Source organism: Pseudomonas sp. NPDC087342, from assembly GCF_044744265.1.
GTDB lineage: Bacteria > Pseudomonadota > Gammaproteobacteria > Pseudomonadales > Pseudomonadaceae > Aquipseudomonas > Aquipseudomonas nunensis.
In genome coordinates, this window is sequence record NZ_JBIUXZ010000015.1 from 12,306 (window position 1) to 34,982 (window position 22,677).

The 22,677-nt window shown below is 61.5% G+C and carries 18 protein-coding genes; 6 read left to right on the forward strand and 12 right to left on the reverse strand.

The annotated features are described in order from the left end of the window. The 6 genes from ACIOYV_RS23395 to ACIOYV_RS23420 form a co-directional block, all read right to left on the reverse strand. The gene (locus ACIOYV_RS23395; RefSeq protein WP_401327400.1) at positions 1-681 is read right to left on the reverse strand and encodes a DUF2491 family protein; all 681 of its coding nucleotides are present in this window, start codon (positions 679-681) and stop codon (positions 1-3) included. Further along, complete coding sequence (locus tag ACIOYV_RS23400) at positions 668-1,702, reverse strand: ion channel (protein ID WP_163911364.1); 1,035 nt, start codon at positions 1,700-1,702, stop codon at positions 668-670. Before ACIOYV_RS23400 ends, ACIOYV_RS23395 begins: the two co-directional genes overlap by 14 nt. 60 nt (positions 1,703-1,762) lie before the next feature. Further along, positions 1,763-2,326, reverse strand: a complete 564-nt coding sequence (locus ACIOYV_RS23405; RefSeq protein WP_401327403.1) for a rhomboid family intramembrane serine protease — start codon at positions 2,324-2,326, stop codon at positions 1,763-1,765. A gap of 150 nt (positions 2,327-2,476) precedes the next feature. Further along, positions 2,477-3,175 carry a PspA/IM30 family protein gene (locus ACIOYV_RS23410; protein ID WP_054052268.1) on the reverse strand — a complete coding sequence of 233 codons (699 nt, stop codon included), beginning with the start codon at positions 3,173-3,175 and terminating at the stop codon, positions 2,477-2,479. Positions 3,176-3,199: 24 nt separating this feature from the next. Continuing rightward, a complete protein-coding gene (locus tag ACIOYV_RS23415; protein WP_152981122.1) occupies positions 3,200-3,781 on the reverse strand; it encodes a YjfI family protein in 582 nt (193 codons plus the stop codon). 270 nt (positions 3,782-4,051) lie between these two features. Next, on the reverse strand, positions 4,052-4,600 hold the full coding sequence (locus ACIOYV_RS23420; RefSeq protein WP_401327408.1) for a cysteine hydrolase family protein: 549 nt from the start codon (positions 4,598-4,600) through the stop codon (positions 4,052-4,054). A gap of 101 nt (positions 4,601-4,701) precedes the next feature. On the opposite strand from ACIOYV_RS23420, the gene ACIOYV_RS23425 reads away from it, so the two are divergent. The 3 genes from ACIOYV_RS23425 to ACIOYV_RS23435 all read left to right on the forward strand — a co-directional run bounded on the left by ACIOYV_RS23425 (position 4,702) and on the right by ACIOYV_RS23435 (position 7,856). Then, complete coding sequence (locus tag ACIOYV_RS23425) at positions 4,702-5,697, forward strand: GlxA family transcriptional regulator (protein ID WP_401327410.1); 996 nt, start codon at positions 4,702-4,704, stop codon at positions 5,695-5,697. A 301-nt stretch (positions 5,698-5,998) separates the two neighbouring features. Next, entirely contained in the window at positions 5,999-7,108 is a 1,110-nt protein-coding gene (locus tag ACIOYV_RS23430) for a DUF3182 family protein (RefSeq protein WP_401327412.1), read from the forward strand. Then, positions 7,098-7,856 carry a S9 family peptidase gene (locus ACIOYV_RS23435; RefSeq protein WP_054052279.1) on the forward strand — a complete coding sequence of 253 codons (759 nt, stop codon included), beginning with the start codon at positions 7,098-7,100 and terminating at the stop codon, positions 7,854-7,856. The genes ACIOYV_RS23430 and ACIOYV_RS23435 overlap by 11 nt, the downstream gene beginning before the upstream one ends. 107 nt (positions 7,857-7,963) lie before the next feature. On the opposite strand, the gene ACIOYV_RS23440 is transcribed toward ACIOYV_RS23435, so the two are convergent. The 5 genes from ACIOYV_RS23440 to ACIOYV_RS23460 all read right to left on the reverse strand — a co-directional run bounded on the left by ACIOYV_RS23440 (position 7,964) and on the right by ACIOYV_RS23460 (position 13,367). Then, on the reverse strand, positions 7,964-8,959 hold the full coding sequence (locus ACIOYV_RS23440) for a lysylphosphatidylglycerol synthase domain-containing protein (RefSeq protein ID WP_401327414.1): 996 nt from the start codon (positions 8,957-8,959) through the stop codon (positions 7,964-7,966). Next, positions 8,946-10,238, reverse strand: coding sequence for a cardiolipin synthase ClsB (gene clsB / locus ACIOYV_RS23445; RefSeq protein ID WP_401327417.1), 1,293 nt, complete (start codon positions 10,236-10,238; stop codon positions 8,946-8,948). The genes ACIOYV_RS23440 and clsB overlap by 14 nt, the downstream gene beginning before the upstream one ends. Continuing rightward, positions 10,235-11,032, reverse strand: coding sequence for an endonuclease/exonuclease/phosphatase family protein (locus tag ACIOYV_RS23450; protein WP_401327420.1), 798 nt, complete (start codon positions 11,030-11,032; stop codon positions 10,235-10,237). Before ACIOYV_RS23450 ends, clsB begins: the two co-directional genes overlap by 4 nt. Beyond that, on the reverse strand, positions 11,029-11,955 hold the full coding sequence (locus tag ACIOYV_RS23455; RefSeq protein WP_401327422.1) for a DUF72 domain-containing protein: 927 nt from the start codon (positions 11,953-11,955) through the stop codon (positions 11,029-11,031). The genes ACIOYV_RS23450 and ACIOYV_RS23455 overlap by 4 nt, the downstream gene beginning before the upstream one ends. Positions 11,956-12,164: 209 nt before the next feature. After that, positions 12,165-13,367 (reverse strand): MFS transporter, encoded by a 1,203-nt coding sequence (locus ACIOYV_RS23460; RefSeq protein WP_054052289.1) that lies wholly within the window; start codon positions 13,365-13,367, stop codon positions 12,165-12,167. Positions 13,368-13,677: 310 nt separating this feature from the next. On the opposite strand from ACIOYV_RS23460, the gene ACIOYV_RS23465 reads away from it, so the two are divergent. Next, positions 13,678-15,798, forward strand: coding sequence for a mechanosensitive ion channel family protein (locus ACIOYV_RS23465; RefSeq protein WP_401327425.1), 2,121 nt, complete (start codon positions 13,678-13,680; stop codon positions 15,796-15,798). 175 nt (positions 15,799-15,973) lie between these two features. Here the strand turns inward: ACIOYV_RS23465 and ACIOYV_RS23470 are convergent, their stop codons facing one another. Further along, on the reverse strand, positions 15,974-20,299 hold the full coding sequence (locus tag ACIOYV_RS23470) for a DNA glycosylase AlkZ-like family protein (RefSeq protein ID WP_401327427.1): 4,326 nt from the start codon (positions 20,297-20,299) through the stop codon (positions 15,974-15,976). 345 nt (positions 20,300-20,644) lie between these two features. On the opposite strand from ACIOYV_RS23470, the gene ACIOYV_RS23475 reads away from it, so the two are divergent. Then, complete coding sequence (locus ACIOYV_RS23475; protein WP_054052295.1) at positions 20,645-21,529, forward strand: sugar nucleotide-binding protein; 885 nt, start codon at positions 20,645-20,647, stop codon at positions 21,527-21,529. Beyond that, entirely contained in the window at positions 21,522-22,451 is a 930-nt protein-coding gene (locus ACIOYV_RS23480) for an NAD-dependent epimerase/dehydratase family protein (protein ID WP_401327430.1), read from the forward strand. Before ACIOYV_RS23475 ends, ACIOYV_RS23480 begins: the two co-directional genes overlap by 8 nt. Positions 22,452-22,677: the final 226 nt, after the last annotated feature.

Genomic DNA, 22,677 nt, shown 5'->3' on the forward strand with positions numbered 1-22,677 from the left:
TTAAAGTGTGTTCAAGTCGGTGGTGTACAGCGAAATACCCAGCGAACTGCTCAGGCTGATGGTGCCTTCAGCGTCTTCCTCCACGGAAAACAGCAGCAACTCGCGACGATCGGTCAGGCCGGTATCACGGGCATACAGCATCGAACGGTGCTCGATGGTGTAGGACTCGTCCGGATTCCTGACGTGTTCGCTAAGGGGCACCAGTTCCGTTTGCCCTTCCTCGGTTCCCCATTCACGGGTGTATTCGACGCCGTTGTGGGTGTAGGTCGGCAACCCGATCAGGCTTTGCGGCCCGGCCAATCGGCGCAATTCCGCTTCGCTGGTGATGGTCACGTAGCTGAGGTAATTGAACAGGATCACTGACTCTACCTGCCCGTCGATTTCACCGGTGGTGTGGACTTGCAGCCAGTAGTCTTCGTCGTTCATGTAATAGCGCGAGAGCCAGGTCGACTGCCCGAGGTCGACATGGCCGACGCTCCAGATCTGCTGGGAACCGGGGATGGTCACGCTGGTTTTTTCGTCGAGCAGCAATTTCAGGGTGCTGTCGAACATCACGCCTTTGCCCTGCGCCAGCCCCAGCGGGCCGACAACCGGTGGCGTGTCGTTGGCGGTCCACTTCGAGTTCGAGTTGGAATTCGCGGCCGGGGCCTCAAGCCCCATCAACTGTTTAAACCATCCCATTGGAGATTTCCTTCAGACGAGTGGAGGCGATGTAGAAGAGTTCACCGCCCTCAATGCGCGTGGCGTTGGGCGGATTGATCGAAGGTTGCTGCGCACCCTTGGCGCGGTAGCCGATGAGGGTCGCGTTGTGGCGATCTTTCATCCGCGTGTACAGCTCGCCGAAGGTTGCCACATAGGTCTCGGGCAATTTCATCAGGTATTGCGTGGCGCCTTGGCCCACACACAGTAACTCGTTGATCACGACAGAGGAGCCCGGATCCTGGGAGGCGCGCACCAGCATTTCGATGGCCATGCTCGACGTGCATTCCAGGCTCGGCGCGTAGGAACTGGCGAGGGCGGCGATTTCGCTTTCGTTGAAGTGGGCGACCACGTGTCCGACCGGTTTCAGTTGATTGACCGCCAGCACGGTGGCGAGGGTCAAGTCGTCGGAGTGAGTACGCACCAGCACGCGTTCGGCCCCGGGCACGCCGGCGCGCACCAACAGCGCACCGGAGGACAGGCTTTCGCCTTTGATAAACGCGGCTTTGCCCGGCATCGGGTTTTCTTCAAGGTCGCAATCGCAAATGACGATCAGGTTGTCGTTGGAGGTTTCATCCTCCAGCAGCAACTCAATGACCCGCTCACTGGACGAACCTTCCCAGCCGATGAGTACCGTATGGCCGGTCTTGCCGGTGAAATCGCCTTTGCCCTTCATGCCTTTTCTCCATACATCGATAACGCTGCTGGTGGTCTTGCCGATGGCTGCCGTCAACAGCGCAATGCCCCCGAGCATGACCCAGGTAGCCACGAAAATGCGCCCGGCCGCAGTTTGTGGCGCGAGATCGCCATAGCCGACAGTCAGCGTGGTGGTGAGATAGAAGTAGGTAAATGTGGCGGGGGCGGTGAGATGTTGCTCGCCCAGCAGCACCAGGCCGAGATACGCCGTGCTCAGGTGAACGCCCAAGGCAATCGCCAGTCCCGCCCAGCCGAAACGGTGGAAGAAGGTCGAGGCGTACACGCGTAATAGAAGAAAAATCGACATGACGTCCCTGACTCCTTGGGAAGGCTAGTTCCAGGTAATGCTCGTGGCCCGAATCTGCAGTTACCGGGCGGCATTAAACCTGTTGCGCGGCGCCGAGAGAAGTACCTTGGCTGCAATAAATCCGGCAAAAGCCCCGGCGATATGACCTTCGAAGGAAACACCCTGGCGCGGCAGGAAGCCAAAGACCAATCCGCCATACAACAACGCGACGACAATCGCCGTGATCAGGTTGCCCCAACTGTGCTGGAACCAGGCGCGCGACAAGATGTACGCCCACAGCCCGAAGACCCAGCCGCTGGCGCCAATGTGCACGCCGGAAAAACCGAACAGCCAGACCAGCAAGCCGCCCAGGCCGATGATGATCGCGCTGGCGGCGATGAAACGGTTGAGTCCGTCGACGATAACCAACGTGCCGAGGATCAAGAAGGGAATCAGGTTGGCGCTCAGGTGCGCGAAAGACGCGTGAAGAAAAGGCGAGGTGAAGATGCCGGGCAGTCCGTAGAGGGTTCTCGGGACCAGGCCAAATGAAAGGAGGCTGTAGCCGCTGACGGCGTTGAACACTTGCAGCGCGACCATGAAAATCGCCAGGCCGGCGATTATCTTGAAACCCTTCAGGGCATCCATCCTTGACCTCGACTCGATAAAAAGTTGATCACCACAACCCATGTGGGAGCGAGCCTGCTCGCGAAAGCGATGTATCAGACAACATTGATGTCGACTGACACTCCCTCTTCGCGAGCAGGCTCGCTCCCACAGGTTTTGCGCCCGGCCTGATTACTCAGCCGATTTTTGCTTCAGGCGTTCCAGGATCGCATTGGCGCTGCCGGTGTCCGGCGTAATGCCGGCTTCGCGCAGTTTGCGTTCCAGGTCAGTGCCGGTCGATACGTCGGCCAGTTCGTCCTGGGCTTGCAGCTCGGCTGCACGTTGCTGCTGCTTGGCCTGCAAACGGTTCAGCGTACCGACGGCGGTTTCCAGCTTGCCGTTGGCGCCGCCACTGGCGATCGAAGCGCTGACCTGGGCTTTCTGCACGCTTTCGCGAGCCTTGGCCATGTCCACTTGCTGGCGCAGGCTTTTGATCCGGCTTTCGGCCTTGGTGATGTCTTTGCGCATGCTGTCCGCGTAACCGCCGAATTCGGTGGCTTGCTTCTGCTCGACGTCGAGTTCGTTGGTCAGGGTCGAAATGGCTTCGGCCACTTCCAGCGCCAGGTCTTCGCGGTTGGCCTGGATCGCGGCCATGGCCTTGGATTCCAGGTCCTTGATCTTGGCGTTGTACTCGGCCACGCGATCGGCCGACAGCTTGTGCTTGGCCATGATGGTGACCAGCTCGCGCTTGGCGTTGGCCAGGGCGCCATCAGCGTCGCGGATTTCCTGATCGAGGATACGCAGGGCCTGTTGGTCGACGATGGACTCGCCGACTTCACTGGCGCCGCCGCGCAGCGCGGTGAACAATTTGCTCCAAATGGACTGAGTCATTGGATATCGCCTATTCCTGAAAAATTAATGGAAGAACCGTTCAAAGGCTTCGCTGGCGCGCTGCACGTTGTCGACGAGGGTTTTGACCTCGGTCACGACGTTGGTCAGGCTGGAATCGGAGCTCAATGCGCCAAACATGTTGTAGACGGTCTGCCCGTTCGGCATCGACTCGATACCGATCGAGGACAACGGGAACAGCTCGCGGCTGCGCAGTACGGCGTCATTGAAGGCCGGCACGTCCTTGATCGACTCGACGTCCACCAGCACGGTGTCGACGATGATCTGCTCGCCCACCACCGCGATGTAAATCGGCAGGCCGCCGAAGTCGTTCATCTCCAGCTTGATGCTCGGCTCGGAGCCCTGAACGAGGGAAAGGGTGATGTCGTTGGAAACCACTTCATCAAGGGCCTGGAGGGCGCTGAAGAGGCGGTCGATGTTCCAGTTTGTACCTGCGCTCATGTAATTCTCCGACATGAATGAGCCAGCCAGGATCGGTTGGCGTAGCTGTTTCTCCATCTGCTTGAGCAGGCTTCGGTTTTCGGGAAGCACCCAAGTCTCGTGTTTCACATAACCGGCGGCACCCAGGCCCGCACGCATCTGCTTCATGTAGAAGCTCGACGGTTTTTTCGCGGACGGCTTCGAGCGCTCTCCCTTGCGGCTCGCTGTATCGGTAACAGGCTCGGCAGGCGGACCTGACGGAGAGCTACTTTTCATACTGGTGACTCCGTAGTGAAAATCTCACGCGTGATAAACACTACAGTGAATTTTCGAGGCCCTCAATAGCTCACGCGTGAGATTTTTTACGGATGGAAATACAAAGGCCCGCAGCGCGAGAACGCTGCGGGCCTTTTTATTTAACCAATTGTTTCGATGGTGTCAGCTGGCGAGGAATTCGTCGGCGGATACCACGTTCGCATAAGCGAATCCCAGTGCCGACATGAAAGCTGCATGAACGTGGGCGGCAGGCACCGTCACACCGTTGAACTCCAGATCGCGGCTGGCGCAGGCGTCGTGGATCACTGTCACGCTGTAGCCCAGGTCAGCGGCGGCGCGGGTGATGCCGTCGACGCACATGTGGCTCATGCTGCCGACTACCACCAGATTTTCGATGCCTTGCTGGTCAAGGATGGCTTCCAGCTCGGTTTCGCGGAACGAGTTGACGAAATGCTTGAGTACCACCGGTTCGTCGGCGCGGTTGAGGACTTTGGGGTGCAGCTTCGCGCCGTCAGAACCAGGGGTGAAGAAGGGTGCCGCGTCGGAGGTGAACTCGTGGCGGATATGCACCACCGGATCACCGGCCTCGCGGAAGGCGTTGATCAGCCGTACGGCCTTGTCCGCCGCCGCGTCGGCGCCGACCAGCGGCCACTTGCCTTGGGGGAAGTAGTCGTTCTGGATATCGACTACGATGAGCGCTTGCTTGGCCATGAGTGTTTCCTCGAAGTGTGTGTGGGTGTGGAATGAAGTATCGGCGCTGGCCGGCCCGCCGAGGATTGGCCGCACCGACAATAGAAGGGGGAAAACTGACAATGGGCGTAGAAAGGCCAGTCGCCGAATTGGGCGTGTTGATCTATCCCGGCGCGCAGATGGCGGCGGTGCATGGGTTGACGGACCTGTTCGGGGTCGCCAACCGGATCGCCGCCGAGCATCAGGCGGCGCAATTGCCGATGCTGCGCATCAGTCATTGGCGCGGTGAGGGCGATCAGGTGCCCGAGCGGGTGTACGACAGTCATCCCGGCCCGGATGGCGCGTTAGTCGCGGTGATGATCCCGCCATCGATTGGCGGATTTTCCGAGAGCCAGGCGCCACAAGGCGTGATTCGCTGGATTCGCCAGCAACATGCCCAAGGTGCGACCCTGGGCGGCGTTTGCGTGGGCTCGATCCTGCTGGCGGAAAGCGGGCTGCTCGACGGTCGTAGCGCCACCACTCACTGGACCTCGGCCAAAACGTTTGCCGAGCGTTACCCGGCGATCAAGCTCTTGGCCGATACGCCCATCGTCGATGACGGCGACCTGATCACCACCGCCGGGCTGATGGCCTGGTCCGAGCTGGGTTTGCGCATGGTCGATCGCTTGCTCGGGCCGAGCATCGCCAGCGGCACTGCACGGTTTCTGGTGGTGGAACACAGCGACAGCGCGAGCCAGTGCGGCAGCAACTTTGCGCCGATTCTCAGCCATGGCGATGCGTCGATTCTCAAGGTCCAGCACTGGCTGCAAAGCACCGGCGCGATCGACGTGTCGCTGACCGCGATGGCCGAGCGCGCAGGGCTGGAAGAGCGCACCTTCCTGCGCCGGTTCCGCGCGGCGACCGGGCTCAAACCCACCGAGTACTGCCAGCATTTGCGAGTCGGCAAGGCGCGGGAAATGCTCGAGTTCACCAATGGCACCATCGACCACATCGCCTGGACCGTCGGCTATCAAGACCCGAGTGCGTTTCGCGCCACGTTCAAGAAAATCACCGGGCTGGCGCCGAGTGATTATCGGGCAAGATTTGGTGTAACCCCGCCTGTTGCCGTTGCACGGTAACGAATTCACTGAAAATCCCCTGTGGGAGCGAGCTTGCTCGCGATTGCGATCTGCCAGTCGCTATCTATGCTGACTGATACACCGCCATCGCGAGCAAGCTCGCTCCCACAGGGGACGGCGTGTGACTTTTGGTCGTGCAATATGCCGGAGTCCCGGGAGAGGTCGTGCAGAATCAAACAGGCCTAACGCCACCATCGTTTGAGCAAACACCTGATCTGAAAGCCATTTATTTTCAGACACCGTTGGCTTGATCCCTGCACCCCTCAAGCCACATTCATCAACGCAGATTGAAGGGGGACGCATGACCCCAACAAATCGCAAAAAACTGGTCGTCGCCCATTCCGTGCGGCCTGAAGCCCCGCTGCACGAAGTCGAAACCAATCGGGCGCTGGCCAAGTGGCTGGCGCAGATCCTCGGGCTCAAATACGGCGGCAGCTACGATCCCGAGCAGCATAGCGGCCGCGACCTGTACCTATTGCCGACCCAGACCCTGGTGGGCGTCGCCAACGCTCGGCAACTGGGGGTCAGAGGCCCGGAGGATTTGTGGGGTGGTTACGTCGACCACGACTTCATCTGCACCAAAGCCATCAGCCACGGTTTACTCAATCGAGATGCCCATGCACCGGAAGGCTGGTCTCCGTTGTTTTCCGAGCGCGTGCGCAACGTCGTGCTCGATGGCCTCAGCGTATTTTCTCTGGAGGACGCGCGCCCGGCGGCGGAACATTTGCTCGAGAGCGGCCCGATCCGCCTCAAACCGATTCATGCCTGCGCCGGGCGCGGTCAGGAAGTGATCAAAAGCCTGAACGAGTTCGACGCCATCCTCGCTCGGCCTGATGCCGAGCAGCTGTTCACCGAGGGCGTCGTGCTGGAGCAGGACCTCGACCAGGTGATTACCCACAGCGTCGGCCAGACCTTTATCGGCGACAAAGTGCTGAGTTACTGCGGCGATCAATACTTGACCGAAGACGGTCGAGGCGAGCAGGTTTACGGAGGTTCCAACTTGCTGGTGGTGCAGGGTTACTACGAGGATTTGTTGGAGCTGGAGCTACCTGACGATGTGCGCCTGGCAATCCAGCAAGCCCAGGTATTCGACAACGCAGCGGACGAGGCTTACCCCGGTTTCTACGCTTCGCGACGCAATTACGACATCGCCCAAGGGCTGGACAGCAACGGCAAACAACGCAGCGGCGTACTCGAACAATCCTGGCGCATGGGCGGGGCCAGCAGCGCCGAAGTCGCCGCGCTGCAGAGCTTTATCAACGATCCGGGGATGAGCGCGATTCGCGTGTCGTCGGTAGAAACCTACATCGATCAACCGCTGCCGGCGGATGCCATCGAGGTGTATCGCGGCCCGGCGGAAAACAGCGACTTTCTTCTCAAGTACGTAACGGTCAAATCCTATGACGGCTAGAAGCGAAACGATTGAAATCGATATAGACGGCGAACAGATGACCGGGCATTTCCTCAGCCCCAAATCGAAAGTCCCCGGCGTGTTGTTTGTGCACGGCTGGGGCGGCAGTCAGGAACGAGATCTGGAACGCGCCAAAGGCATCGCCGGTTTGGGCTGTGTCTGTTTGACCTTCGACCTGCGCGGCCACACGGGGGGCACCGGCATTGCCTTGTCCCAGGTGACTCGCGAGGACAACCTGCGAGATTTGTTGGCCGCTTACGACCGCTTGCTCGCCCACCCGGCTCTAGACACCTCGGCGATTGCGGTGGTCGGCACCAGCTATGGCGGTTACCTGGCGGCGATCCTCACGTCATTGCGCCCGGTGCGCTGGCTGGCGCTGCGGGTGCCGGCGCTGTATCGCGACGAGCAATGGCATACGCCCAAACGGGATCTGGATAAGGTGGATTTGCTGGATTACCGCAGCACCCTGGTGCATTCCGAGAACAATCGGGCGCTGCATGCCTGCGCGGCGTTTACCGGGGATGTGCTGTTGGTGGAGTCGGAGACTGACGATCACATTCCCCACGCGACGATCATGAGTTACCGCGCGGCATGCCAGCAGACGCACTCGCTGACCCACCGCATCATCGACGGCGCCGATCACGCCTTGAGCGACCCCGTTTCACAACAGGCCTACACCTCGATCCTCGTGGACTGGATCACGGAAATGGTGGTGGGTGAGCGGTTGAGCATTATTCAATCGACATAATGTCGGCGGTGAATGCTTCGCGGGCAAGCCTCGCTCCTACAGGACTTGCGCAAACCCTGTAGGAGCGAGGCTTGCCCGCGAAGGCGTCATCCGCCGCACCGCTATTCTCAAGAAGGTTTCTTCGCAATCCGCAACGACTTGGCCTTGGCCTCCACCACCAAATACATCACCAGCGTAATCAACAACGGCAATATGAAATAAATCGCCCGATACGCCAGCAACCCCGCCACCAGGCTGCCCCGCGACGCTTCATGTTGCAGCAGCGCCACGAATACCGCTTCCAGCACCCCAAGCCCCGCCGGAATGTGCGTAATGACTCCGGCAATCGCGCTGATCAGCAACACCCCCAGCACCAACGGATAATCCAGCTTGCTCGGCAGCAGGGTGAAAATCACCGCCGCCATCAGCGACCAGTTCAACGCTCCGAGCGCCAGTTGCAGCACCGCCATGCGCAGCGACGGCAGGTTGATTTCCACCCCGCGTATCGCCCATTCCCGACGCTTGGAAAACTGGCACGCCGCCAGATACCCCGCGCTCACCAGCAGCAATACCACCCCGACAACTTGCAACGCATCGCTGCTTAGCTTCCAGCCAGGCGGCATTCTCACCAGGCCGCTGCTGAAGATCGCGCCGGCAATCACCATGTAGCCAAACCAGTTGGTCGCCAGGCTCAGCCCGAGGATTTTCGCGATGTTGCTTTTGCTCACGCCCAGCCGTGAATACAACCGATAACGCATGGCAATACCGCCGACCCACGCGCTCAAGTTGAGGTTGAAGGCGTAGCTGATGATCCCCACCGGCAGGATCTGTTTCCAGGTCAGGTCCTGGCGGATGTAGGTGCGGCCGATCAGGTCGAAGCAGGCGTAGACCAGGAAGCTCACCAGCGTCAGACCGGAAGCGATGATCAGTGTGCGCACCTTGAAATCGGCCAGGGTGTCGAACACCTCGTTCCATTCAATGCGCTGGGCGAGCATCGTGAACAACACGATCAGTGCCAGGAAAAACAGCATCGTCAGCGGTTTTTTCCAACGGCTCCAACGGGATTTTTTTGCAGGCGCAGCGCTGTCGGCGTGGGTCGCCGGTGGTGCCTCAGAGTGGCTCATGATGATCGCTCCCGGCCTTGTGGATGAAGGGTTTCAGGCGCGGCTTGTGTGCCGGCAGCCAACCGGCCCACGCCGGAAAATGGCGCAGGAAGTGGAACACCAGGAAGCCGACGGTCATGTGCCAGACCCGCCCGCGTGGGGCCTTGTCCGGCGACATGGCTTTGCAATGGTTGTTGCTCAGGTCTTCAAGGCGCTCAAACAATAGGCGGTTGAAGGTCCGGTCGCGGATCAACACATTGGCTTCCAGGTTCATCGACAGGCTCAACGGGTCGAGGTTGCTCGAACCGACGGTGCTCCAGTCTTCATCCACCAGGGCGACTTTGCCGTGCAGCGGTCGCTCGCAATATTCATGAATCTGTACGCCGGACTTGAGCAGGTAGTCGTAGGTCATGCGTGCGGCAAGCTTGGCCACCAGCATGTCCGGCTGACCTTGCAGAATCAGCCGCACCTCGACGCCACGCCGGGCCGCGTTGCGGATCTCTCGCAGCAGGCGATAACCAGGAAAGAAGTAAGCGTTGGCGATGACAACGCGACGCTGGGCGCTGCGCAGCACTTGTCGGTAAACCTCCTCGATGTCGGTGCGATGGTCACCGTTGTCGCGATACACCAGCCGGACCTGACCGTCATGGTCGTTGAAGGCCAGTTCCGAACGTCGTTGGCGGCGGCGTTGCCACCAATACTTGGCGCGAGCCGGTCGACCGCTTTGCAGCAACGCGAAGTGATGAATGTCCGCTACCGCCGGGCCTTGCACTTCAACGGAATAATCCTGCTTGGCCTCGGGGCCGAAGTCGGCCAGGTGGTCGGCGGAAAAGTTGATCCCGCCGATAAACGCAATCGTGCCATCGACCACCACAATCTTGCGGTGCAGGCGGCGGAACCAGTTGGTGCGAAAGCCCAGATGCTTGGGCGCCGGGTCGAAGATCTGGATGTGCACGCCAGCCTCGCTCAGGGCCGTGAGATAACCGGTGGTCAGCTCGCCACAGCCGAAACCGTCGAGGCTGGCGGTAACGCGCACGCCCCTTTGTGCGGCTTCAATCAGCACCTGCTGCAGCTCATTGCCGACCTTGTCTTCGAAAACAATGAAAGTTTCCAGGAGGATTTCAGTCTTGGCCGCGCGCATGGCCTCGAACACCCGCGGGAAATACGCTTCACCGTTTTCCAATAGCTCGACAAGGTTGTTTCCCTGCCACGCATATTCGACGTCAACCGCCGCCGGCTCGACCATCGGTGGCGCGGGAATTTGTTGCACGCTGGCTTTCTCCATCGGGGGATTGCTCATAGCTCGATCTCCACCGAAAGCGGTGCGTGGTCAGAGAGGTGGGACCAGGGTCGCGCGGCCAATACTTGCGGACGACTGGCCTTGAGGTTGCGCACATAGATGCGGTCCAGGCGCAACGCCGGCCAGCGCGCCGGGAAGGTACGGGCCGGTTTGCCGTGGTGTTCGGCGAAGACTTCGCGCAGGCCCGCAGGTTTAAGCAGTGCATCGGCGCGCTGGCGCCAATCGTTGAAGTCACCGGCGACGATCACCCGCGCATCCTCCGGCAGCTCTGCGAGGCGCCGGGTCAGCAAATTCAGTTGTTCGGTGCGATGCGCTTCATGCAGCCCGAGGTGGACGCAAATCGCGTGCACTTCCTGAGCGTCGCCGGGCAAGCGCAACACGCAATGCAGGATGCCGCGGTTCTCGTGGCCGCTGATGGACACGTCGAGGTTGTCATGGCGCACGATCTGGAATTTCGACAGTAAGGCATTGCCGTGATCGCCCGCCGGGTACACCGCGTTGCGGCCGTAAGCAAACTGCGGCCACAGGGTGTCGGCGAGGAATTCGTATTGCGGCATCGTCGGCCAGTTGCTGTAGCGCTGGGGATGCTGCTCGTGGGTGCCGTGGACTTCCTGCAAAAACACCACGTCGGCGGACACGCTACGCACGGCCTCGCGCAACTCGGGCAGGATGAAACGCCGGTTGAGCGCGGTGAAACCCTTGTGGGTGTTGACCGTCAGCACGGTAAAACGGCGCACTGCGGTGCTGATGGTTTCCTGCTCGTCGGTGCTGCCGACCGGTTCGGAAATGCTCATGACAGCACTCCTGCGGCGGCGGGCTCACCGGGGCGGGTGGCGAGGTCATCGTCGAGATGAAAGCGCTCCAGCAGGCTGCGTGCGTCGAAGGGGGCGCGAACCTTGATGTCGTTATCGAAATAGCAGAAGACTTCCCGGGATTTGCGCACCTTGGGTTTTTGTCGCGGCGCGATCAAATGCGGGTCCGCCGGTTGTTGGCCGTGGTTCCAGGCATCGATCCGCTCGCCCCAGTGTTCCAGCGCCTCGGGCGTGTAGCCGCTGGCGTAGAGCTCTTCGGCACCGTGCAGGCGCAGGTAGACGAAATCGCTGGTGATGTCTTCGCGGTACGGCCACTTGCCGGCGGTGTCGGCGATCACCAAGGCGGTGTTGTAGCGCCGCAGCAGACGGGTGAAGGCCGGGTCGACAAAGCTGTCGTGGCGAATTTCCACCGCGTGGCGCAACGGTTTTTTGCCGTGGGCCTTCAGGCTCGCGTGGCCATTCACATGCGCATCGTGCTGGCGGGCGAGGGCGGCGGCCTGTTCTGTGTTGTGCGGCAATTGTTCGAGGAAGTGTTCAAAAAGCTCCGCGTCAAATTTGAAGCTGGGCGGGAATTGCCAGAGGATCGGGCCGAGTTTTTCCTTGAGTTCCAACACCCCTGACGCGAAGAAATTCGCCAGGGGTTTGTGGATGTCTCGTAGACGTCTGATGTGGGTGATGAAACGCGGGGCCTTGACGCTGAAGACGAAGCCTTGCGGGGTTTCGTCGTACCACTGCAGATAGCGTTCAGGCCGTTGCAGGGCATAGAACGATCCATTGATTTCGATGCTGTTGACCGCCCGCGAGGCGAATTGCAGTTCGCGCTTCTGGGTCAACCCCTTCGGGTAAAACCCCCCGCGCCACGGTGTGTAGCGCCAGCCTGAAATACCAATATGAATCGCCGCCATGTGTCCTCCCCGTCGAATACCCTCCGTCTTTTGATGACTGTCGGGCAAACGAGAAAGTTTCCACGGGGCTACGGACGGTAAGTTTCCTGAAAGACACCACAAATCAACTGTGGGAGCGGGCTTGCTCGCGAAAGCGGTCTTTCATTCAACATTAATGCTGACTGATCCACCGCCTTCGCGAGCAAGCCCGCTCCCACAAGGGATGTGTATCAGTGTCCGGCGACGACGCGGGTCGAGCTTTCGGCATACACCGGCCCCAGCCGATCAAGCCGGCCACTCCACGCCGTCAGCGCCAGGGCCACCAACACCACCAGGCCACCGATCCACGCGGTATGGATCAAACCCATATTCGCCACGATCAAGCCTCCGCCCCACGCCCCCCCGGCAATCCCGAGGTTGAACGCCGCGATGTTCAGGCCCGACGCCACGTCCACCGCATTCGGGGTGTGATGTTCGGCCTGACGCACCACATACACCTGCAGCCCCGGCACGTTGCCGAAGGCGACCGCACCCCAGACCAGCACGGTGGCGAGGGCCAGCCATGGATTGCTGGCGGTGAAGGTCAGTACAAACAGCACGGCAGCGAGCAGGGCGAAGATGATTTTCAGGGCGCTGATCGGGCCACGTTTATCCGCCAGTTTGCCGCCCCAGATATTACCGACCGCCACCGAGATGCCGTACACCAGCAGCACCAGGCTGACCGTGCTGGCGCTGAAACCCGAGATGTCTTGAAGAATCGGTGCCAGAAAAGTGAAAGCGATAAACGAGCCGCCGTAACCGACCGCTGTCATCGCGTACACCAGCAACAGGCGCGGTTGTTTCAGCACTTGCAGTTGTTCGAGCAACGAGGCAGGTTTGCTGTGGGTAATGTTTTTCGGCACGTACAACAGACTGCCGATAAACGCGATCACGCCCAGCGCCGATACGGCGAGGAAGGTTTCACGCCAGCCGAAATGCTGACCGATAAAGGTCCCCAACGGCACGCCGGTGACCAGCGCCACGGTCAGGCCGGTGAACATGATCGCAATCGCGCTGGCGGCTTTTTCCTTCGGCACCAGGCTGGTGGCGATGGTCGAGCCAATCGAGAAAAACACCCCGTGGGCCAGGCCGGTAACGATCCGCGCGATGATCAGCGATTCATAACTCGGCGCTTTCCAGGCCAGCAGGTTGCCGAGGGTGAACAGCACCATCAGCGACAACAGCAGCAATTTACGCGGGACTTTGCCGGTGAGGGCGGTCAGCACCGGCGCGCCGATCGCCACGCCCAAGGCGTAGAGGCTGACCAGCAGGCCGGCGGACGGCAGGCTGACCCCGAGGTCGGCGCCGATGGTGGGTAACAGGCCAACGATGACGAACTCGGTCGTCCCGATGGCGAAGGCGCTGAGCGTCAGCGCGAGCAAGGCAATGGGCATGACTGCAACTCCGGTGGGTTATTTGATGGAGCGCAGTGTCGGGGTTTGGGTTGTGCGGAAAAATAGGGGGATGGGCATTTGATATTTGCGTTCAGATCAAATATCCACATCACACCTCAAACCCTGTGGGAGCGAGCCTGCTCGCGAAAGCGGAGGTTCAGGCACCTCAATGTTGAATGTACCGGCGCCTTCGCGAGCAGGCTCGCTCCCACAGGGAGGTTGCGGTGTTGGTTTAATCCGGGCTAAAACCGAACTTGCCCGGCATTTGCCGATCAGTTCCTTACAGACCCTTCGCAAGGAGCTCCGCGTTTTGTTCAAGTTCAAGACCGCGATACTACTGGGGGCGTTGCTGATTCTGGGCAGCGGCGAGCTCGAAGCCGCCGCGCTGCCGGGCGTTCCCGCCACCGCTGAAGCGCCTGCCGCGCCCGAACCACTGGTTCAGGGCGGCCTGCTCGGGGCCATCAGTTCCAGCATCGACGACGTGCAGGACAAACTCGACCTCAACGACAACCTGGTGGACGCCTGGCGCGTGCGCGCGGATCGGGCAGCGGATGAAGTCGACAAACTGGTCAACCAGCCATCCGCGCGTTCCGGCTGGAGCGTGACCGGGGATTTCCTGATGCTGTCCGGCGTCTGGCTCGGCACTTTTGCCTTGCTCACGGTGCTCGGCGGTCTGGCGGCCAAACGCCTGATCCAGGGCCGTTGGCTAAGCACCCGCCAACGCAGTCAGGACCTGCTCGGCTACCTGCTGCCCTACACGCTGCCGGCGATTGCCAGCCTGCCGTTGACCCTTTACGTCAGCCATTTCCTGCAAGCCTCGGCGGGGCGAGCGTTGGCGCTGTGTTTTGCTTACGCCACCAGCAGCGGTATTTTCTCGACCTCGATGCTGCTTTGCGTGGTCGTCATGTTCAACACCGGCCACAAACGTCCGGCGGTGCAGATCATCCGCGATTTCTGTCCCAAGCCGCTGTTCCTGATCGGCTTCCTTGCGGCACTCAGCGATGCGTTGACCAGCCCGCAGATCGCCCGGCAACTGGGCGGTAACATCACCAGCAGCGTGGCGGTGTTTACCGGGCTGTTTGCCTCGATCATCTTCGGTTATCTGGTCATCCGCCTGCGACGCCCGGTGGCGCATCTGATCCGCAACCGCCCGTTGGCCCAACGCCTGAAACAACCGTCGCTGCAAGAATCCCTGCGGATCTTTTCCGGGCTCTGGTACTGGCCGATTTTGCTGATGGTGATGGTCTCGGCGATCAACCTGATCGGCGTCGGCGAAGACAATCAAAAAGCCCTGCGTTGCGCGTTGTTCACCACGATCTTGCTGATCGCCACGGTGTTCCTGAGCACGATTTTTCAGCACTTGTTCAAATCCCGAAAAGCCGAAAGAATCCAGCGCAGCAGCGCCTACAAGGATCGCTTTCTCAGCCTGCTGCACGCGTTGCTGCGGATCGTCATGGCCGTGGCATTCATCGAAATCCTCGGGCGCATCTGGGGCATTTCGCTGTTCGAATTCGCCGAGCAAAACACCGTCGGCCGAGCGATTGGCAATGCGCTTAGCAGCATCGGATTGATCTTCCTGGTGACCTGGCTGCTGTGGGTGGTGCTCGACACCGCGATTCAGGAAGCACTGAAACCACCGGTCAGCAAACGCTCGACGCGGCAACCGAGCACGCGGGTCAAAACCATCCTGCCGCTGCTGCGCAATGCGATCAAAATCATCCTGGTGGTGATCTGCGCGATCACCACCATGGCCAATCTGGGGATCAACGTTGCACCGCTGCTGGCGGGTGCCGGGGTGGTCGGTCTGGCCATCGGTTTCGGTTCCCAGCAACTGGTGCAGGACGTGATCACCGGGCTGTTCATCATCATCGAAGACACGCTGTCGATTGGCGACTGGGTGGTGCTCGACTCCGGCCACGCCGGCACCGTCGAAGGCCTGACCATCCGCACCTTGCGCCTGCGCGACGGCAAGGGCTTTGTGCATTCGGTGCCGTTCGGGCAGATCAAGGCTGTGACCAACCAATCGCGGCAATTCGCCTATGCGTTCTTCTCGGTGCAGTTCACCTACGACACCGATGTGGACAAGGCGATTGAGCTGATCCGCGAGGCAGGAGATTCGATCCGCGAAGACGCGTTCCTCAAGTACAACCTGCAAGGCCCGCTCGACGTATTCGGCGTCGACAAGATGGACCTCAACGGCGTGGTGCTGACGGCGCAGTTCCGCACAGTGTCAGGCGGGCAATACGCGGTGAGCCGGGCGTTCAACCAGCGCTTGAAAAAGCTTGTGGATAACAGTCCGTGGGTGCACTTCGCGCAGACTTATCCACAGCAGGTTTTGATGCCGCATCGGACGGTGGATGGCGTGGAAGAGGAAGGGCCGGCACCGGAAAATTCCCCAGTGTTGCTGCCGAATCAACCACGAACCCAGTGATGGCTGATGATCGTTCCCACGCTCTGCGTGGGAATGCCTCAACGGACGCTCCGCGTCCCTGGCTGCATTCTCCGATCAACACACAACCTGTAGGAGCGAGGCTTGCCCGCGAAGAGGCCGTTACAGGCAATAAAGATGTCGACTGACAGATCGCCTTCGCGGGCAAGCCTCGCTCCTACAGAGGGCGGTGGCGAGTCAGCTTGGTGTGCAGTTCAGCCGAACCCTGCTGATCCAGCTCCACCCAAAAAACCTGTTTCCCCGCAATCTCGGCGGCCGCCGGCAAGCCATCCCGATACACCAGCCGATTACTCGCCAACGCCGGCACTTTCACCCCCGGCAACAGCGTCCCGGCCAGGTTAAGCGGATCCACTCCGCACACCGCCACCAGACTCCCGTCATGCGGCCGGCGCCGCACCTCCCGCAGCAACGGAATCGCCTCCGGTAACGCAAATTGCTCCCCCGCCAAACCACTAACAAACCGCCCACCACGAATCTCGCCCCGTGCTTCCAGGCGATGAAACGTGCGCAGCAATTCGCGCCAGCTCGGCAACCAATCCGCCTCGCGTTCCAGCAAGCGCCAGAACACCACTCCGTAGCGGCGCAGCAAGGTCAGGGCGATGTGTTCCAGGGTGTCGCTCGGCGTCGGCGCCGGTCGCTTGTTATCCACAACCGGCGCTGGCGGTCCGCGTCTTAACAGGGCCCAGCGCCCAGCGTCGTCCATGCCGCCGACAAACGCGCCGCGCCCACGGCGACTGCTGCGCTGTTGGCGTTTGCTCGCCGGGGTGATCAGTGCGCGCAACCCGGCGAAGCTGTCGGCGTTCACCAACCCGGCGCCTACCAGTTCCTGCAAGGCGATTTCGAGTTCCGCGCGCAGCAGGTGCGCCTCATGGATCAATTCATCAAAAAACAACGCGCCGTGTTGGCTCAGTGCCTCGAAAACTTTTTGCGTCTTCGGGGAGAGTTCGTTGGCCGGTGTTTGCTCGGTCAAGCCGCTCCACAACCCGACCTGACTGCGCGGCAGCAGCAGAATCGGTGTGCTGCGCAGCGCCGTGCCCGTGCTTTTATTGCGCGCGGTCAGGCGCGTCCACACCAGTTTGCCGCTGCGGCACAGGTCATCCAGCCAGCTCGGCGAATAGTCCTTGAGCCGCGCCGGCAGGAGGTCGCTGTCCCACGCCGATGCAGCGGCGGGGTAGCCTTCTAACTGACTGACAATCGCCGGCAACACCGCACTGCCCTGGCCTTGGGTGGCAGGTGACAGGTGCTGCCAGTCGAACAGAAATCGCATGAAATCCTGCAACGCCACCGGCTCGATTTCCCGGCGCAGGCGCTTGACCGTATAGCGATGAATCCGCGCCAGCAAATGCCGTTCGCACCACTCGTCTTCATCAACGCCCGGCGTGAATTGCCCGCGCAGCACATAACCTTCGCGCTCCAGTTGCGCCAGGGCTTGAGTGACTTGAGTCGCCGGTAATCCGAGCGGATCGGCGATCGCTTTCAGCGGTAGCGGACCAAACCCGCTAAGCCGCGCACGAATCACTTCCAGCACCGCTTCATCGGTGTCCCAGGTTTCATCGAAACCGGGCAACGCTTGCAGTGGTGGCGTTAAAACCGCCTGTGGATAAATCGCTCGCAGGCAGGTCAAGCGCTCCAGCGCCAACCACAGCGATTGCCCGTGATCGATCTGTAATCGGCTGGCGCGCCCCGACTCAGCCAGGGTGTTCAACCATTCGAGCCAATGCGGGTTGGCTTGAGCTTCAGAGTCAGAAATACACGCCAGGCTCATCAGCGCCTCGTGCATTTCATCGACGCCAGTGGGCGCCGGCCAGGCTTCATCGCGCACCGCTTGAATCGCCTCGGCATCCAGTGCGCCGAGGTCGTCGGTGGATTGCGGATCGCTCCAGCGCCGGTTGAGCACCGCTTGCGTGCGGCGTTCTTCCAGCGGTGCATCGTCGAGAAAAGTGTAGGGCCGGGCGCTGAGGATTTCTGCGGCCAGCGGCGAAGGCGCCGGCAGGTCGCGGCTGATCAGGCGCACGTCGCCGCTTTCCATGCGTCGCAACAGCGCGAGCCAGCCTTCGGTGTCCATGGCTTCGTGCAGGCAATCGTCGAGGGTTTGTTCCACCAGCGGATGCTCGGGCACTTCCCGTTCGCCGGCGAGGTTTTCTACGCAGGCAATCTGGTCGGGGAAGACGCTGGCGATCAGGTCTTCGCTTTTCATCCGCTGGATCTGCGGCGCGACTTTGCGCCCGCCGGTGTAGCGCGGCAACGCCAGGGCGACCCCGGCATTCCAGCGCCAGCGCACGCCAAACAGCGGCGCCTCAAGCACGGCTTGAATCAGGATGTGCTCGGCGCTGTTGCTGTGCAGGTAGCGCCAGACGTCATCAAGTTCAAAGCTGTGGCTGGTGGACAGCGACAGCACGATCGCATCTTCGCTGGCGGCGGCCTGCAATTCGAAGTTGAAGGTGCGGCAGAGGCGCTTGCGCAGGGCCAGGCCCCAGGCCCGGTTGATGCGGCTGCCGAACGGCGTGTGGATGATCAGTTGGGTGCCGCCAGACTCGTCGAAAAACCGCTCCATCAGCAACGTGTCCTGGGACGGCAGGGCGCCCAAGGTCAGGCGTGCGCGGGCCAGGTAATCCACCAGTTGATCGGCGCTGGCGAGGTTGAGGCCGAGTGTATCGGTCAGCCAGTCGATGGCGGGTTGCAAGTTGCCGGGCGTATCGCCGAGCAGTTCATCGAGTTGTGCTTGCAGGCGCGCCACGGCAAACGACAGTTCCGCGCTGCGCCCCGGCGCTTCGCCGAGCCAGAACGGAATGGTCGGTGGCTGGCCATGGGCGTCTTCGACCCGAACCTTGCCGGTGTCGACCCGCAGGATTCGGTACGAGGTGTTGCCGAGTTGGAAGATATCCCCGGCGATGCTCTCCACGGCGAAGTCTTCGTTGACGCTGCCAATGTTCAGTCCTTGAGGCTCCAGCAGCACGCTGTAGTCAGCGTTGTCCGGGATGGTGCCGCCGCTGGTCACGGCCGTCAGCTTGGCGCCGCGACGCCCGCGCAAGGTGCGACTCACCGCGTCGCGATGCAGGTAAGCGCTGCGGACACCCTGACTCCCGTTGTAGCCCTCGGCGAGCATTTGCAGCAGCGCCAGGTAGTGTTTCTCGTCGAGACTGGCGTAGGGCGAGGCCTGGCGGAACAGCGCCAGCAGCGCGTCTTCGTGCCATTCCTGGCAACTGACCTCGGCGATGATTTGCTGAGCGAGCACGTCTAGCGGCGCGACCGGGATCAGCAAGGTGTCGAGTTCGCCCCGGCGCACGCAGTCGAGCAACGCGGCGCATTCGATCAAGTCGTCGCGTGTGGTAGCGAACAAGCGGCCTTTTGGCGTGCCGCCGACCTGGTGCCCGGAACGGCCAACCCGTTGCAGAAATCCGGCAATCGAGCGCGGCGAAGCGATCTGGCAGACCAGATCGACATCGCCGATATCGATGCCCAATTCCAGCGACGCGGTGGCGATCAGCACTTGCAGGTCGCCGCGCTTGAGCCGTTGTTCAGCGTCGAGGCGAAACTCCTTGGCCAGGCTGCCGTGGTGCGCGGCCACCGCTTCTTTACCGAGGCGCTCGCTCAGGTGCCGGCTCAGGCGTTCGGCGAGACGCCGGGTGTTGACGAAAATCAGCGTGGTGCGGTGTTCGCGGGCGAGGGCGGCGAGGCGGTCGTAGACCAGTTCCCAGACGTCATTGGCCATGACTGCCGAGAGCGGCACCGGCGGCACTTCGATGCCCAGATCCCGTGGGCGGGCGTGGCCGATGTCGATGATTTCGCACTCACGATCACGCCCGACCAGGAACCGTGAGACCGCTTCGATAGGCTTCTGCGTGGCGGACAGGCCGATGCGCATCATCGGTTGCGGACACAGCGCCTGCAAACGCTCCAGGCTCAGTGCCAGGTGGCTGCCGCGTTTGCTGGCGGCGATGGCGTGGATTTCATCGACAATCACCGTGCGCGTGGTGCCGAGCATTTTTCGCCCGGAATCGGAGCCGAGCAGCACGTAAAGGGATTCCGGGGTGGTCACCAGAATGTGCGGCGCCGTCCTGCGCATCGCCGAGCGGTCTTTTTGCGGGGTGTCGCCGGTGCGCACGGCGGTGTTGATCTGCAATTCGGGCAGGCCCATCAGGCGCAGTTGCTCGGTGATCCCGGCCAGCGGGTTTTGCAGGTTGATCTGGATGTCGTTGGACAGCGCTTTGAGCGGCGAGACGTAGACCACCAGGGTTTCGTCGGGCAACACGCCGTTGTTTTCCAGGCCTTGGTGCACCAGCGCGTCGAGCACGGCGAGGAACGCCGTCAGGGTTTTGCCGGAGCCAGTGGGCGCGGCGATCAGCGTCGAGCGATGCTGACGAATCAACGGCCACGCTCGGGCCTGGGCGGCGGTGACCGTCGGGAAGGTCTTGCTGAACCAGGCGCTGACGGCGGGATGGAAGCCAGCCAGGGCGCTGTCTGCAGGGATGGGCAGATTCATGGGTTAATTTATGCGGGCGGGGTGGGGAAGATGCAAGTCTTGGAAGCCGACCGGTATCCCTGTGGCGAGGGGGCTTGCCCCCGTTCGGCTGCGCAGCAGTCGTAAAACCTGACGACGCGGTGCGTCAGATGAAATGCGGTTGCTTGTTTTGGGGCTGCTGCGCAGCCCAACGGGGGCAAGCCCCCTCGCCACAGGGGCACTGCGAAAATCGGGGATCTACACTTTACGGATGACGGTTGCGCACTAAACCCGCAAAATGCAACGATTCCGGCATCTATCGACGACATTGCCTGCGGGCGGTGTCGATAAAACCATTGTTCCAATCAGACTGGGCCTGCTGACTCTATGCGAATGCGCCTTATGTTACTGGGCGGCGGAAATGCCCTTGGGCAGGCGCTGATTCGCCTCGGTGCGGAGGAAGACATCGGCTTCCTCGCCCCCCGCCCACCACAAGACGGCTGGGACGCCGCGAGCTTGACGCAACTGCTCGACGACACCCGTCCGGACGCGCTGATCAACCTCGCCTATTACTTTGACTGGTTCCAGGCGGAGGCGGTCAGCGAACAGCGTCTGGCCGGGCAGGAACGCGCGGTCGAGCGTCTGGCCGAACTGTGCCAGCACCACAACATCGTGTTGCTGCAACCGTCGAGCTATCGGGTATTCGACGGCTCGCGGGCCACGGCCTACAGCGAAAAAGACGAACCGGTGCCCCTGGGCCTGCGTGGTCAGGCCTTGTGGCGGATCGAACAAAGCGTGCGCGCTACCTGCCCGCAACATGTGTTGTTGCGTTTCGGCTGGCTGCTCGACGACAGCCCCGACGGCACCCTCGGGCGCTTCCTCGCGCGGGCCGAAACACCGGAAGAACTGCTGATGGCCGACGACCGCCGGGGTAATCCGACACCGGTGGACGATGCGGCCCGGGTGATCATCTCGGTGCTCAAGCAACTCGATTGTGCGGCGCCGCTGTGGGGCACCTATCATTACGCCGGACATGAGGCGACCACGCCGCTGGCATTGGGGCAGGCGATCATCACCGAAGCACGCAACCTGCATGAACTGGCCATCGACGCGCCGACCGCCCAGGCTCACGCCGCCCGGCCCGACGCTGCCGAAGAGCCGCAACACGCGGTGCTGGCCTGCAAGAAAATTCTGCACACCTTCGGGATCAAGCCCCGCGCCTGGCGCGCGGCGCTCCCGGGCTTACTGGATAGGTTCTATCGCCATGGCTGACGGCCCAGTTTTCATCACCGGCGGCGCCGGTTTCATCGGTTCGCACCTCACGGATGCCTTGCTCGCCAAGGGCCACTCGGTGCGGATTCTCGATGACCTCTCCACCGGCAAACGCAGCAACCTGCCGCTGGACAACCCCAAGGTCGAGCTGATCGTCGGCGACGTCGCCGATGCGGCATTGGTCGCCCGTTCCATGCTCGGTTGCAGCGCCGTGGCGCACCTGGCGGCGGTGGCCTCGGTGCAAGCATCGGTGGACGATCCGGTGAAAACCCACCAGAGCAACTTCATCGGCACCCTGAATGTCTGCGAGGCGATGCGCCAGGCCGGCGTGAAGCGGGTGTTGTTCGCCTCCAGTGCGGCGGTGTACGGCAACAATGGCGAAGGCGAGTCGATTGACGAAGAAACCGCCAAGGCGCCACTGACGCCATACGCTTCGGACAAACTGGCCGGCGAGTATTACTTCGATTTCTACCGCCGCCAGCATGGCCTGGAACCGGTGGTGTTCCGCTTCTTCAACATCTTCGGCCCGCGCCAGGACCCGTCCTCGCCGTACTCCGGGGTGATCAGCATCTTCAGCGAACGCGCGCAGAAAGGCCTGCCGATCACCGTGTTTGGCGATGGTGAGCAGACTCGGGATTTCGTCTACGTCGAGGATCTGGTGGATTTGCTGGTGCAGGCCATCGAGAAGCCGCAGATCGAAGTCGGCGCGGTGAATGTCGGCTGGAATCAGGCGACGACGCTCAAGCAGATGCTCGAAGCGTTGCAGCAAGTGGTCGGTGAGTTGCCACCAGTGAGTTACGGCCCGGCGCGTTCCGGTGATATCCGTCACTCGCGGGCGAACAACCGTCGGTTGCTGGAGCGGTTTACCTATCCAGAGCAGACTCCGATGTGTGTGGGGCTGGCGCGGTTGCTCGGCCGCTGATCGAAAAAAAAGGCGCCTGTTGAGGCGCCTTTTTTATGGCTTGGAATTCACTTCCTGGGCCGACTCAACACCTGTGGCGAGGGGGCTTGCCCCCGTCGGGCTGCGAAGCGGACCCAAAACCATCCGCCTCGTTTCTTCAGATACACCACGCTAACCGGATTTACGACTGCTGCGCAGCCGAACGGGGGCAAGTCCCCTCGCCACAGGGATCTCCTGCATTCTTAGG

What these genes read in the sequence shown, in the direction of transcription:
- ACIOYV_RS23480 (WP_401327430.1), top strand. Translation starts at nt 21,522, where the DNA reads ATGGCTGACGGCCCAGTTTTCATCACCGGCGGCGCCGGTTTCATCGGT.
- ACIOYV_RS23430 (WP_401327412.1), top strand. Translation starts at nt 5,999, where the DNA reads ATGACCCCAACAAATCGCAAAAAACTGGTCGTCGCCCATTCCGTGCGG.
- ACIOYV_RS23400 (WP_163911364.1), bottom strand. Translation starts at nt 1,702, where the DNA reads ATGTCGATTTTTCTTCTATTACGCGTGTACGCCTCGACCTTCTTCCAC.
- ACIOYV_RS23455 (WP_401327422.1), bottom strand. Translation starts at nt 11,955, where the DNA reads ATGGCGGCGATTCATATTGGTATTTCAGGCTGGCGCTACACACCGTGG.
- ACIOYV_RS23475 (WP_054052295.1), top strand. Translation starts at nt 20,645, where the DNA reads ATGCGAATGCGCCTTATGTTACTGGGCGGCGGAAATGCCCTTGGGCAG.
- ACIOYV_RS23420 (WP_401327408.1), bottom strand. Translation starts at nt 4,600, where the DNA reads ATGGCCAAGCAAGCGCTCATCGTAGTCGATATCCAGAACGACTACTTC.
- ACIOYV_RS23415 (WP_152981122.1), bottom strand. Translation starts at nt 3,781, where the DNA reads ATGAAGCAGATGCGTGCGGGCCTGGGTGCCGCCGGTTATGTGAAACAC.
- ACIOYV_RS23395 (WP_401327400.1), bottom strand. Translation starts at nt 681, where the DNA reads ATGGGATGGTTTAAACAGTTGATGGGGCTTGAGGCCCCGGCCGCGAAT.
- ACIOYV_RS23470 (WP_401327427.1), bottom strand. Translation starts at nt 20,299, where the DNA reads ATGAATCTGCCCATCCCTGCAGACAGCGCCCTGGCTGGCTTCCATCCC.
- ACIOYV_RS23435 (WP_054052279.1), top strand. Translation starts at nt 7,098, where the DNA reads ATGACGGCTAGAAGCGAAACGATTGAAATCGATATAGACGGCGAACAG.
- ACIOYV_RS23405 (WP_401327403.1), bottom strand. Translation starts at nt 2,326, where the DNA reads ATGGATGCCCTGAAGGGTTTCAAGATAATCGCCGGCCTGGCGATTTTC.
- ACIOYV_RS23425 (WP_401327410.1), top strand. Translation starts at nt 4,702, where the DNA reads ATGGGCGTAGAAAGGCCAGTCGCCGAATTGGGCGTGTTGATCTATCCC.
- clsB (WP_401327417.1), bottom strand. Translation starts at nt 10,238, where the DNA reads ATGAGCAATCCCCCGATGGAGAAAGCCAGCGTGCAACAAATTCCCGCG.
- ACIOYV_RS23460 (WP_054052289.1), bottom strand. Translation starts at nt 13,367, where the DNA reads ATGCCCATTGCCTTGCTCGCGCTGACGCTCAGCGCCTTCGCCATCGGG.
- ACIOYV_RS23450 (WP_401327420.1), bottom strand. Translation starts at nt 11,032, where the DNA reads ATGAGCATTTCCGAACCGGTCGGCAGCACCGACGAGCAGGAAACCATC.
- ACIOYV_RS23410 (WP_054052268.1), bottom strand. Translation starts at nt 3,175, where the DNA reads ATGACTCAGTCCATTTGGAGCAAATTGTTCACCGCGCTGCGCGGCGGC.
- ACIOYV_RS23440 (WP_401327414.1), bottom strand. Translation starts at nt 8,959, where the DNA reads ATGAGCCACTCTGAGGCACCACCGGCGACCCACGCCGACAGCGCTGCG.